At 64.2% G+C, this 13,090-nt stretch carries 11 protein-coding genes; 10 read left to right on the forward strand and 1 reads right to left on the reverse strand.

Translation table 11 applies throughout. From position 1 onward, the window contains the following. The 4 genes from lnt to trmB all read left to right on the forward strand — a co-directional run. On the forward strand, window positions 1–1,275 hold a 1,275-nt coding region (gene lnt / locus ABSG20_RS01270; protein WP_423862662.1), incomplete at its 5' end, for an apolipoprotein N-acyltransferase. 235 nt (window positions 1,276–1,510) lie between these two features. Beyond that, a complete protein-coding gene (locus ABSG20_RS01275; protein WP_423862663.1) occupies window positions 1,511–1,927 on the forward strand; it encodes a helix-turn-helix domain-containing protein in 417 nt (138 codons plus the stop codon). Between the two features lie 197 nt (window positions 1,928–2,124). Then, entirely contained in the window at window positions 2,125–3,258 is a 1,134-nt protein-coding gene (locus ABSG20_RS01280) for a M20 family metallopeptidase (protein ID WP_423862692.1), read from the forward strand. Next, window positions 3,255–4,004, forward strand: a complete 750-nt coding sequence (gene trmB, locus ABSG20_RS01285; RefSeq protein WP_423862664.1) for a tRNA (guanosine(46)-N7)-methyltransferase TrmB — start codon at window positions 3,255–3,257, stop codon at window positions 4,002–4,004. The genes ABSG20_RS01280 and trmB overlap by 4 nt, the downstream gene beginning before the upstream one ends. Before the next feature lie 19 nt (window positions 4,005–4,023). Here the strand turns inward: trmB and ABSG20_RS01290 are convergent, their stop codons facing one another. Continuing rightward, window positions 4,024–5,106: a DUF2336 domain-containing protein gene (locus ABSG20_RS01290; RefSeq protein WP_423862665.1), complete on the reverse strand. Its 1,083-nt coding sequence runs from the start codon at window positions 5,104–5,106 to the stop codon at window positions 4,024–4,026. Between the two features lie 351 nt (window positions 5,107–5,457). Here ABSG20_RS01290 and rimP point away from each other — a divergent pair, with 351 nt between their 5' ends. From rimP to truB, 6 genes are all read left to right on the forward strand, one after another. After that, a complete protein-coding gene (gene rimP, locus ABSG20_RS01295; protein WP_423862666.1) occupies window positions 5,458–6,255 on the forward strand; it encodes a ribosome maturation factor RimP in 798 nt (265 codons plus the stop codon). A 4-nt stretch (window positions 6,256–6,259) separates the two neighbouring features. Beyond that, window positions 6,260–7,873 (forward strand): transcription termination factor NusA, encoded by a 1,614-nt coding sequence (nusA, locus tag ABSG20_RS01300; RefSeq protein ID WP_423862667.1) that lies wholly within the window; start codon window positions 6,260–6,262, stop codon window positions 7,871–7,873. Between the two features lie 99 nt (window positions 7,874–7,972). After that, the gene (locus tag ABSG20_RS01305) at window positions 7,973–8,704 is read left to right on the forward strand and encodes an RNA-binding protein (protein ID WP_423862668.1); all 732 of its coding nucleotides are present in this window, start codon (window positions 7,973–7,975) and stop codon (window positions 8,702–8,704) included. Beyond that, window positions 8,705–11,320, forward strand: a complete 2,616-nt coding sequence (gene infB / locus ABSG20_RS01310) for a translation initiation factor IF-2 (RefSeq protein ID WP_423862669.1) — start codon at window positions 8,705–8,707, stop codon at window positions 11,318–11,320. It abuts the gene before it with no gap. A 247-nt stretch (window positions 11,321–11,567) separates the two neighbouring features. After that, on the forward strand, window positions 11,568–11,987 hold the full coding sequence (gene rbfA, locus ABSG20_RS01315) for a 30S ribosome-binding factor RbfA (RefSeq protein WP_423862670.1): 420 nt from the start codon (window positions 11,568–11,570) through the stop codon (window positions 11,985–11,987). 4 nt (window positions 11,988–11,991) lie between these two features. Then, entirely contained in the window at window positions 11,992–13,089 is a 1,098-nt protein-coding gene (gene truB, locus ABSG20_RS01320; RefSeq protein ID WP_423862671.1) for a tRNA pseudouridine(55) synthase TruB, read from the forward strand. Window position 13,090: the final 1 nt, after the last annotated feature.

Consider the following 13,090-nt stretch of genomic DNA (forward strand, 5'->3'; position numbering starts at 1 on the left):
GCCTATCTGGCGCTGTTCACCGCGCTCGGCTTCGCCCTGGCGCGGCTGCTCTGGAGCCGGGATGCCTTTCGGGTGATCGCGCTCGCCTTGGGCCTCACGCTGAGCGAATGGTTGCGTGGTCACGTGCTGACGGGATTTCCGTGGAATACGCTCGGCTACGCGCTGAGCGAACCGCTGGCGCTGGCGCAGACCGCCTCGCTGATCGGCCTGTGGGGCCTGACCTTTCTCAGCGTGGCGATCTTCGCGAGCCCGGCGGTGCTGGTCGATGGCAGTTCGCGCGGCCGCAAGCCGTGGATGGCACCGGTGACGGCGCTGCTGCTGCTGCTCGCGATGGGAATATTCGGCGCCGTCCGCCTCGCTTTGCGGCCCACATCATGGGTCGCGAACGTCAAACTGCGGATCATGCAGCCCAACCTGCAGCAGGACGTCAAGTTCAACTATTCCGCCAAGGCGGAGGTGATGAAAAAATATCTGACGCTGTCCGACCGCGCTTCCGGACCGCAATCCAGCGGCGTGCGCGACGTCAATATCCTGATCTGGCCGGAATCGGCGTTCCCGTTCTTCCTGACCCGCGAAGCCGACGCGATGGCCCAAATTGCCGATTTGTTGCCCGAGGGAACCGTCCTGATCACCGGCTCGGTACGCGCGCCCGATCTGCCGCCCGGCGCCAAGATCACGCGCGCCTACAATTCCATCTACGTCATCGACCACGACGGCAGCGTGCTGTCGGTCTACGACAAGCTGCATCTGGTGCCGTTCGGCGAGTATCTGCCGTTCCAGGATTGGATGGAAAAAGTTGGCTTCGTCCAGCTCACCAAGGTTCAGGGCGGTTTTATTCCGGGCGTGCGGCGCCGAGCGATGGACATCCCACATGCGCCGCGCGCACTACCTTTGATCTGCTACGAAGCAATCTTTCCCGGTTATGTTGCGGTGGGCGGCGATCGCCCGGGCTGGATCGTCAACCTGACCAATGACGGCTGGTTCGGAATCTCAACCGGCCCCTACCAGCATCTGCAGCAGGCGCGCCTGCGCGCGATCGAGCAAGGGCTGCCGCTGGTTCGTGCAGCAAACACCGGCATTTCCGCCGTCATCGATCCCTTCGGACGGTTCGTCGCACGCCTCGGTCTCGGCGTCGAAGGCGTGCTGGATTCCGGCCTGCCGTCGTCGATCGCGCCGACCATCTACGCGCGCAGCGGCGACATGCCCGCCGCGATCATTTTCATCGCCGCTTTCATTTTTGTCGTTTGGCGGCGCCTTGCGAAGCGAGCTTCCTGATGTCTACCTATTGCTGATTGCTGTTTTCACGCTGTAGGAACAACATTCGGAAATGCACCAGTTGACAGATCGATGGTGCCGTTTGCATTCTGTCACGGTAGTCAGCAAGACCATGTCCGTTCGTCGCTCAATCTTCCCCGATCGATCCCCAAGCAAGATTTGACGATATTGGCGCCTGAGGCATACTCCGTTTGGTTTGCCTCATCGCCAAGGCGTATCCCAAGGAGTGTCCCAGATGTCGACCAAAGCGCCCAACCCTGTTGACAAATATGTCGGCAGTCGAGTGCGCATGCGCCGCATCATGCTGGGCATGAGCCAGGAGAAGCTTGGCGAGGCACTCGGCCTCACCTTCCAGCAGGTCCAGAAATACGAAAAAGGCACCAACCGGGTGGGGGCGAGCCGCATCCAGCAGATCTCCGAAATACTCCAGGTCCCGGTTTCGTTTTTGTTCGAGGGCGGCCCCAGCGGCAATGCCAGCGCCGATAACTTCACCGAAGGCACCTCGCCGGCCTATGTTTCGGATTTTCTGGCGACCTCCGAGGGTCTGGCGCTGACCCGCGCGTTCACCCGCATCGCGGATGCCAAACTCCGGCGCAGCATCGTCGACTTGGTCGAACAGATCGCCGCGCGCGAGGAACCTGGCCAGCGCTGAAATCCGCTCGTCGTTGGCGAGCGCGCTTGGCCCCGCGTTGGAGCGCGAGGCGGCGGTTCCCGTGCCCGCCCGACCGATCGCGGTTCCGCAAGCGGACCGGAAATTCCGGAAGGGAAAGCCCGGGAACTTGCACGCTTCTTGCTGGTGGGCGCCCCTGAATGACGATATTTGTCTTTTCCCCCGACAATGACATGCCGATGCCAGCCACCTCTTGCAATGCGTTCGAGCCCGAAGCGATCCTCGATGGCATCCGCCGCTGGGTCGAGATCGAGACCCCCACGGAGGCGCCTGATCAGGTCAATCGGCTGGCGGGCATGGTCGCGGACGGCTATCGCGATTTGCCCGTCAGCATCGAGCGCGTCGCAGGACACTCCGGCTGCGGCGATCACATCCTGGCACGTTCGACATGGGGCCGGCATGAGCCGGGCATCCTTGTCCTGAGCCACCTCGATACGGTTCACCCGCTGGGCTTCATCGGGCGTCTGCCGTTTAGAATCGAGGGCGACAGCGCGTTCGGCCCCGGCATCTACGACATGAAGGGCGGCGCCTATCTCGCTTACCACGCGTTCCGGCAGATTTGCGCGAGTACGGTGCGTTCGCCTCTGGGAATTACCCAGCTCTACGTCTCGGACGAAGAGATCGGCAGTCCGACCTCCCGGGCGCGGATCGAGGCCGAGGGACGCCGGGCAAAATTTGTGCTGGTGACCGAGCCCGCCCGCGACGGCGGCAAGATCGTCACCGGCCGCAAGGGCGTCGCGCGCTTCGAGATATCGATCAAAGGTGTCCCGGCCCATGCCGGTTCGCGGCCCGAGGACGGCCGCAGTGCGATCCGCGAGCTGGCCCATGTCATCGATACGCTGGAGGCCATGAACGATCCGAGACGCGGCGTGACCGTCAATGTCGGCGTGGTCCGGGGCGGGACCAGGCCGAACGTGATTGCGGAGGAGGCCCATGCCGAAGTCGATATGCGCGTTCCCTCGATCGCGGACGCCGACGAGCTGGTGCCGAAAATTCTCAACCTGAAATCGCGGACCAGCGGCGTGACCGTCAAGGTAGTCGGCGAATTGAACCGCCCGCCATACCAGAAGAGCAATGCCGGCGCCGCGCTTTACGAACATGCCAGGACGCTCGCCGCCGAAATCGGCTTCGATCTGGTCGACACCATCACCGGCGGGGGCTCGGACGGCAATTTCACCGCGCCCCATACCGCGACGCTGGATGGCCTCGGCGTCGACGGCAAGGGCGCGCATACCCATTACGAGCAATTGTACATCTCATCGATCGAGCCGAGGGCGCGGCTTTTGCATCGGCTGTTTCAGACGTTGCGATGAGCATCGCGCGCCGCGATCCGGCCAAGCGCAACGCGCCGGCTGGCGATGGCGTCGTCATTGCCGCGCATGGCTCGTTCTTCGGGCGGCGCAAGGGCCACAAGCTTCGTCTCCACCAGGCCAACCTGATCGAGCATTTGCTGCCGCGCCTTGCGCTCGACGTCGCCGCCGCCAGCCCAGCCGATCTCGCTGCGCTGTTCGAGCCGCCGGCCGGCGATATCCGGCTTGAAATCGGGTTCGGCGGCGGCGAGCATCTGGTTGCGGAAGCGCGCGCCTTTCCGGATACCGGATTCATCGGCTGCGAGCCCTATGTCAATGGCATGGCCAAGATCCTGAGCCAGATCGAAGCCCAGGGCATCGGCAATATCCGGCTGTTCGCGGGCGATGCCGCGGAATTGCTGGCATGGGCGCCACCGCAATCGCTTCATTGCATCGAGCTGATCCATCCCGATCCGTGGCCGAAGCGGCGGCACTGGAAGCGACGCTTCGTGCAGGACGCAACCGTGGCCGCCATGGCGCGGGTCTTGAAACCGGATGGCGAGTTTCGCTGCGTCAGCGATATCGACGACTACTGCGCCTGGACGCTTGCGCATCTGGCGCGCGCGCCCGATTTTCTCTGGATCGCGCAGCGGGCGGACGACTGGCGCCTGCCGTGGGCCGATTACACGATGACGCGCTATGGACGCAAAGCCGAGCGCGAGGGCCGCCGTGCAACATATCTGCGATTCCGCAAGCTGGGGTCAGGCTGAAGAACGCTTCAGCAAAGCATCAGGCCGATTCGCGGGTGCGCCAGAAGCCCACCATCCGCTCCGCGGTCGACGGCATCAGGCGGGAAAAATTCACCCTCGCGCTCTCCATGTCCGCTGGAGCTGGCACCCGGTTTGGGCCTAACCGAAGCAGGATCAGGGCGCGGATGCTGGCCCAATCCAGGCCGACCCTTTTGCCGACGATCATGATCGGATCATGGCGGTCGCCCGACATCAGGCGGTCGAGGGTCGCAATTTTCAGCCCCGACATGGCTGCAAGCGCCGCCACCGATTCCTCGTATCGGTGTGCCTTGGCAAAGCCAAGCAGCGCGCTTTCGTTCAGGTCGCCGGCATGGTGCAACGCCAGAATGGTGCGCTGCGCCGGCGCAAAGTCGCGACGGCTCTCGACCCGCTCCGACAGGGCAGAGATATCGTTCATCGCCTGCTTGATCGCACTCTGCCTGCCGGGCTTGGCCACCTCCAACAGGCGGCGGCGGATAACGTCGATCGTTCCAGACAGCAGCTCCTTCAACTGGGACGCCGAAAGATCATCGCGCTGTCCCACCGCCAAGGTCAGAACGGCATCATGGCCGGCGCGCCTGATCAGGGTCGCGTATCCGGGCTCCGAAAACAGCGCTCCCGTATTGCCGGCGGCGCGCCGGACCACGTCGCGGTCGCCGCGGCGTAGAATGACGTCGGTGAGGTCGCAAGAAAGTCTTGGTCGCTCCGACATCGCCAGCAGATGACCCTGGCCCTTGGCGCGCGCGATTTCTACCAGCGCCTGCTCGTCGACGACGGGCGATCGGCGCAGCAGCGGCCCGGCAATCGATATCTCGTCCTCGCGCGCGAGTTGCCCGACCAGCGCGCGCGGCGCGTTGGCGATGACAGACAGCCGCTCGGCGAGCTCGGCGCGCGCGGCAATTTCGGTGTATGGAACGAGACCGCTCAGAATGCCGTCGAACAGATCGACATGCTCGGACCGGAAAGTCGCGGCCCCCTGCAGGAACAGTGCGGCGATCCGGCGCGCGGCCTCGGCACGGCGTTCGGGATCGCCATGGCTGATGATCTCGTCAAGTCCGGGGATCAGCGAGCGTGCGACTGTCATCAAACCTGGCTCGAACCCGCGCGGGATAGGCGGGTTTTCCGGCAATTTAGGCCAGCTTTGTGAAGGAAGGGTTAGGTTCGAAAACTGCGCCTGAGGCACGCAAAATTGTACTCTGCAGCCTGGCGGGCCTTGCCGGTTCGCGCAAAAACCGTTATATAGCGAGCAACTTATGGTTCTCATACGGTCGCGTATTGAGAGTGGGCCCCTCCGGACCCGCTCTTTTTTGTTACCTGAACGAGCCCGCCGAGGATAACGCCGGGCCCGCAACAGGCCGCATAGCCGGACCGGCCGGACCGCCTTCAACCCAAAGCACGTCACACAACCAAGATTAGACCGCCTTTGACCCTGGATATGACCGATCCAACTGCTGGTTCCATGGACACCGATCTGCTTGCCGAGCCACGCCTGGTTGTCGAGCCGGGCATGGCGGCACGGGTGTCCGCCGTGGCAGGTCCGGTGTTGCAGGCCATGGGTTACCGGCTGGTGCGGATCAGAATATCCGGAGAATCCGGCTGTACGGTCCAGATCATGGCGGAACGGCCCGACGGCTCGATGCAGATCGACGATTGCGAGGCGATCTCGCGGGCGCTGTCGCCGGTACTTGATGTCGCCGATCCGATCGACCGGGCCTACCGGCTGGAGATCTCCTCGCCCGGGATCGACCGGCCGCTGGTGCGCCGCTCCGATTTCGAACGTTATGGTGGCCACCTGGTGAAAATCGAGATGGCGGTCGCCCATCAGGGCCGCAAGCGGTTCCGCGGCACGCTTGGCGAGGTCGAGGGCGGTTCCGTGCGGTTGCATCGCGATGATACAAAAGCGGGCGAAGATGCCGATGTGATGCTGGCGATGGAGGACATCGCCGAGGCAAGGCTGGTTCTGACCGACGAGTTGATCGCGGAATCGATGCGGCGCGGCAAGGCCGCGGAGCGCGAGTTGCTTCGCAAGCTCGGACTTCAGCCGCCGCCGCCGCCGCATGCACGGAACGGCGACCCTTCGAAAAGCCACAAGCCGAAGTCGAAGCCGACATTGGAGCCTTTGAATCTGAAAGCGGAGAGCGCCCGCCGCAACGCTCCGCAAAACACCAAGCAACACCGCCTCGCCGCGGAACGACGGCGGCGGGGCGAGATCGATCCCACCGAAGGAGACTGAAGACATGGCAGCTGTCAGCGCCAACAAACTCGAACTGCTGCAGATCGCAGACGCGGTCGCGCGCGAAAAATCGATCGATCGCGGCATCGTCATCGCCGCGATGGAAGACGCCATCGCCAAGGCGGCACGGGCACGCTATGGCAGCGAGACCGACGTTCACGCCGAAATCGATGCCAAGAAGGGCGAGCTGCGGCTGTCGCGTCACATGCTGGTGGTCGAACAGGTCGAGAATCCGTCGAACCAGATTTCACTCGAAGACGCCAGGCGGGCCAACCCCGGGGCGCAGATCGGCGACACCATCGCCGACACCCTGCCGCCGCTCGAATACGGCCGCATCGCCGCGCAATCGGCCAAGCAGGTGATCGTGCAGAAGGTGCGCGAGGCCGAGCGCGACCGCCAGTACCAGGAATTCAAGGACCGCATCGGCGATATCGTCAACGGCATCGTCAAACGCGTCGAATATGGCAGCGTGATCGTTGATCTGGGCCGCGGCGAAGCCATTATCCGTCGCGACGAGATGCTGCCGCGCGAGGTGTTCCGCAACGGCGACCGCGTTCGCGCCTATATCTTCGACGTCCGGCGCGAGACCAGGGGCCCGCAGATTTTTCTTTCCCGCACCCATCCGCAATTCATGGCCAAGCTGTTCGCGCAGGAAGTTCCGGAAATCTATGACGGTATCGTCGAGATCAAGGCGGTGGCCCGCGATCCCGGGTCGCGCGCGAAAATCGGGGTCATCTCGCGGGATTCATCGGTCGACCCGGTCGGCGCCTGCGTCGGCATGCGCGGCTCGCGGGTGCAGGCGGTGGTCAATGAGTTGCAGGGCGAAAAGATCGACATCATTCCGTGGTCGCCCGACATCGCGACCTTTGTCGTCAATGCGCTGGCGCCGGCCGAAGTCGCCAAGGTCGTGATCGACGAGGATCGCGAGCGGATCGAGGTCGTGGTCCCCGACACCAACAACCAGCTGTCGCTGGCGATCGGGCGGCGTGGACAGAACGTTCGTCTCGCCTCGCAACTGACCGGCTGGGACATCGACATTCTCACCGAACAGGAAGAATCCGAGCGGCGCCAGGCCGATTTCGAGAATTCCACGCGGGTTTTCATGGAAGCGCTGAACGTCGACGAAGTGGTGGGCCAATTGCTGGCCTCGGAGGGCTTCACCTCGGTGGAGGAACTTGCGATGGTCGACGCCAAGGAACTGGCCGGCATCGAAGGCTTCGACGATGAAACCGCCAACGAATTGCAGAGCCGGGCCCGCGAATATCTGGAACAGCTCGAAGGCGAGCTCGAAAACAAACGTAAGGAGCTCGGTGTGGAAGACGCTTTGAAGACGGTGCCCGGCGTAACCTCGAAGATGCTGGTGAAGTTCGGCGAGAACGAAATCAAGACCGTCGAGGATCTCGCCGGTTGCGCCACCGACGATCTGGTCGGCTGGACCGAGCGCAAGGAAGGCGGCGAGCCGACCAAGCATCCCGGTATTCTCGACGCCAACGAAGTCTCGCGCGACGAGGCCGAGAACATGATCATGCAGGCGCGCGTCATCGCCGGCTGGATCACGGCGGCCGATCTCGCCAAAAAGCCCGAACTGGCCGAGGCATCGGTAGATCAACCGGTATAACGCGCGTGTTCCGCAATGCGCGTGCCCGGGCCAGAACCAGGCGTGGACTGCGGTCTCGCGCACCGAAGACGCGCCGATGTTAGGAGAGACGTCACCCGCATGCTTGCTTTTGCCGACCCCGATCTCGACAACGGACCGCGGACCGACAGGTCCGCGACGATGCGGATGTGCGCGGTCACGCGGCAGGTTCGGCCGATCGACGAGCTGATCCGGTTCGTGGTCGCCCCTTCCGGCGAGGTGATCCCGGATCTGAAGCGCAAGCTTCCCGGCCGCGGCCTATGGATTTCGGCGTCGCGAAAGGCCGTTGCAGAGGCGGTCCGCCGTAACCATTTTAGCCGGGGCTTCAAGCGCGCCGTTCGGGTGGCTCCAGCGCTGGTGGGCGATACCGAAGTGCTGCTGGTGCGCGGGGCGATCGACGCGCTGGCCATGGTCGCCAAGGCTGGCCAGGTCATCTGCGGCTTCAGCAAAGTCGAGGACGCGGTTTCGCGGCGGCTGGCCGTGGCGGTGATCCATGCCGCGGACGGCGCCGCCGACGGAATTCGGAAATTGGACGCCATCGTCAGGCAAAATGCCGGGATTAACCCGGAATCCAGCCAGATTCCGGTGGTCACGGCGCTGACTTCGGAACAATTGGATTTGGCACTGGGCCGGTCAAATGTGATACATGCTGCGCTGCTCGCGGGTCCGGCGAGCAGAACGTTCCTGTCGCGCAGCCATACCCTGGTCCGATACCGGATGGCGGATGACGACAAGACAGCCGGCAACGCGGCCAGGAATTCGCCGATACAGACTGCGCGAACGCGCACGACGCAACAAGGTTGGGACTGCTGAATGGTTGACAAGAATTCGTCTGGCGAGAAGAAACTCAGTGTCCCGGCCAAGACCTTGACGCTTAAACCGCGCGTCGAGACCGGCACCGTGAAACAGCAATTCAGCCACGGCCGCTCCAAGCAGGTGGTGGTCGAAAAGCGCGGCAAGCGCCGGGTCGGCGGCGACGCTGGCGCGCCCGAAACCCATGCCCCCGATCCGGTCGTCGCCAAGGCGGCGCCGGCCAAGGCGCCGCCCACCCGGCCGGCGCAGCCAGCTGCCCCGCCGCGCAACAATTCAGGCGTGGTACTGCGGACATTGACCGAGGACGAACGCTCCGCCCGCGCCAGCGCGCTCGCCGATGCGAAGGTCCGCGACCTCGAGGAGCGGCGGCTGGCGGAAGAGGAAGCCAAGCGCCGCAACAGCAAGGAAGGCATCGAGCAGGCCGAGCGCGAAGCCGCCGAGGCCCGCCGCAAGGCCGAAGAGGATCGCCACCGGCAGGACGAGGAGGCCAAGCGCAAGGCCGAACTCGAGGCCAAAAAGCGGTTTGGCGAAGCCGAAGCCAAGGCCGCAACCGCGACCGCAACCGTGGCCCGCGCCCCGGTGGTGCCGGTCGCACGCGCCCCCGGTATCGCCGCCGACATTTCCGATGAGGATGAAGGGCCGCGTCAGGTCCGTCGCGGCCCCGGCGGCGCTGTCCGCCCTGCGGCTGCCCCCAAGACCACCGCCAAGCCCGCGCCGCAGAAGCAGCGCGGCCGCCTGACGCTGGTCACTGCGCTCAATGCCGACGACGTGCGGGAGCGCTCGATCGCATCGTTCCGCCGCCGCACCCAGCGCCTGAAGGGACATGCCTCGAACGAGCCGAAGGAAAAGCTGGTTCGCGAGGTCGTCATTCCGGAAGTGATCAATATCCAGGAACTCGCCAACCGCATGTCCGAGCGCGCGGTTGACGTCATCCGGCTCCTGATGAAGCAGGGTGCGATGCACAAGATCACCGATGTGATCGATGCCGACACCGCGCAGCTGATCGCCGAGGAAATGGGTCACACCGTCAAGCGCGTGGCCGCGGCCGACGTCGAGGAAGGTCTGTTCGACATCGTCGACGACTCCACCGATACCGAGCCGCGCTCGCCCGTCGTCACCGTTATGGGCCACGTCGACCATGGCAAGACCTCGCTGCTCGACGCGCTTCGCCATGCCAACGTGGTATCAGGCGAAGCCGGCGGCATCACCCAGCACATCGGCGCCTATCAGGTGACCTCGCCGGAAAGCGGCAAGAAGATCACCTTCATCGACACCCCCGGTCATGCCGCGTTCACCGCGATGCGGGCGCGCGGCGCCAAGGTCACCGACATCGTGATCCTGGTGGTCGCAGCCGACGATGGCGTGATGCCGCAGACCATCGAGGCGATCCACCACGCCAAGGCGGCGAAGGTCCCGATGATCGTCGCCATCAACAAGATCGACAAGCCCGACGCCCGGCCCGACCGCGTCCGCACCGAACTGCTGCAGCACGAGGTTCAGGTCGAATCGCTCGGCGGCGACGTCGTCGATGTCGAGGTTTCCGCCAAGAACAGGACCAATCTCGACAAGCTGTTGGAGATGATCGCGCTGCAGGCCGAGCTGCTCGACCTCAAGACCAATGCACAGCGTCCGGCCGAAGGCACCGTGATCGAGGCCAAGCTCGATCGCGGCCGCGGTCCGGTCGCGACCGTGCTGGTGCAGCGCGGAACCTTGCGCGTCGGCGATATCGTCGTGGCCGGCGCCGAGATGGGCCGGGTCCGGGCGCTGATCTCGGACCAGGGCGATGCGCTCGAGGAGGCCGGCCCCTCGGTGCCGGTCGAAGTGCTCGGCTTCAACGGGCCGCCGGAAGCCGGCGATCGCCTCGCCGTGGTCGACAACGAAGCCCGCGCCCGCCAGGTGACGAGCTACCGCGCCCACCAGAAGCGCGAGAACGCCGCCGCCAGCATTTCCGGCATGCGCGGCTCGCTCGAGCAGATGATGTCGCAGCTCAAGACCTCGGGCCGCAAGGATTTCCCGCTGATCGTCAAGGCCGACGTGCAGGGCTCGCTGGAAGCGATCCTCGGCTCTCTGGAGAAGCTCGGCACCGAGGAAGTCGCCGCGCGCATTCTGCATGCCGGCGTCGGCGGCATCTCGGAATCCGACGTCACGCTGGCGGAAGGTTTCAACGCCGCGATCATCGGCTTCAACGTCCGCGCCCACAAGGAAGCCGCCGCCGCCGCCAAGCGCAACGGCATCGAGATCCGCTACTACAACATCATCTACGACCTCGTCGATGACGTGAAAAAGGCGATGTCCGGCCTGCTCGCGCCGACGCTGCGCGAGACCATGCTGGGCAACGCGCTGATCCTGGAGGTGTTCAACATTTCCAAGGTCGGCAAGGTCGCAGGCTGCCGCGTCACCGACGGCACCGTGGAACGCGGCGCCAATGTCCGCCTGATCCGCGACAATGTCGTGGTGCACGAGGGCAAGCTGTCGACGCTGAAGCGCTTCAAGGATGAAGTGAAGGAAGTGCAGGCCGGCCAGGAATGCGGCATGGCATTCGAAAATTACGGCGACATGCGTGTCGGCGACGTCATCGAGTGTTACCGTGTGGAGACGATCCAGCGCTCACTGTGAGTCCAAGCCTCACAAAGCGCCCAGGGTTTTATTGACCGAAATTTACGGCGTCACGGCCGGACTTGTTCCGGCCATCCACGTCCTGGCCGATACAACGGGAATGACTTGATGCAACAGGAAGGGCGTCGGTGCCCGTGGCATCTGAGCGAAGACGCGCGGAGCCTGTCATCGGGCGCGCGTTCGCGCGACCCGTTAGCGCGGATCCGTTGGCGCTTTAGCGCGGGCATGACGACTTTGCGAGACGACAATGCCCCGCCATCATAACAAGGACACCGCCGCCGGCGGCTCGCAGCGCCAGCTGCGGGTCGGCGAAACCGTGCGCCACGCGATTGCGGATATCCTTTCGCATGGCAATGTGCACGACGCCGACCTCGAGGGCCATATCATCACCGTTCCCGAAGTCCGGATGTCGCCGGACCTCAAGCTCGCGACCATCTTCGTGATGCCGCTCGGCGGCCGCGATACCGACATCGTGATCGCCGCATTGGAGCGAAACAAGAAGTTCCTGCGTGGCGAGATCGCACGCCGCGTTAACCTGAAATTTGCGCCTGATGTCCGCTTCCGGGTAGACGAACGATTCGATGAAGCGGAACGAATAGAGAAATTACTGCGAACACCGGCGGTGCAAAGAGACCTCGCACCGGATTCGCAAGATTCGGAAGAGTAGACTGATGATCGTGACCACCGCAAACAGCGCGATCGAGCCGCCGATTGATGATCCGGACGGCGTTCAAAAAAATATTTCCTTGGCTTCGCCGCGCGAGGAGGATCGTGGGCGCAGCGCCAAGGCGTCTCGCGCCAACGGCCAGCCGCGGCGCGACAAGCGCGACGTCCATGGCTGGGTCGTGCTCGACAAACCGATCGGCATGACCTCGACACAAGCGGTCGCGATCGTGAAACGGCTGTTTCAGGCCAAGCGCGCCGGCCATGCCGGCACGCTCGACCCGCTTGCCTCCGGAGGCCTGCCGATCGCTCTGGGGGAAGCCACCAAGACCGTTCCATTCGTGATGGACGCCCGCAAGCGTTATCGGTTCACGGTATGCTGGGGAGAGGAACGGGATACCGACGATGCCGAGGGCCGCGTCATCATGACCAGCGAGATCAGGCCCTCGGCCGAGGCGATTTCGGCGCTGCTGCCCGGGTTCACCGGCTCCATCGAGCAGATCCCGCCGCAATACTCGGCGATTAAGGTTCAGGGCGAGCGGGCCTATGATCTGGCGCGCGACGGCGAGACCGTCGAGCTGAAGTCCAGGATCGTCGAAATCTATCATTTAGCCATTGTCGATCAACCAGATAGCAGCCATACGGTGTTCGACGCCGAATGCGGCAAGGGAACCTATGTGCGGGCGCTGGCCCGCGATATCGGCCGGCTGCTCGGCTGCTATGGCCATATCTGTGCGCTGCGGCGCACGCTGGTCGGACCGTTTGGCGAGGCGGACATGATTCCGCTGGAACAGTTGGAGGCTTTATGCGATAGAGCCGCGTCTGGCGAGGGTAGCCTCGCCGACGCGCTTTTGCCCGTTGAGACCGCGCTGGACGACATCCCGGCACTGGCCGTCACACGGGCTGATGCGGCAAGGCTCCACCGGGGCCAAGCCGTTTTGTTGCGCGGACGGGATGCGCCCAATTGTAGCGGCACAGTCTATGTCACGGTGGCAGGCCGGCTTCTGGCCCTCGCCGAGATTGGTAATGGCGAACTCATCCCCAAGCGTGTGTTCAACCTGACCGGACTGACCGCCAGTTCGGCTCGCAGCCATGAAAGTGTTTGAC

Origin of the sequence: Bradyrhizobium sp. (assembly GCF_049512235.1) — a bacterium.
Lineage (GTDB): Bacteria > Pseudomonadota > Alphaproteobacteria > Rhizobiales > Xanthobacteraceae > Bradyrhizobium.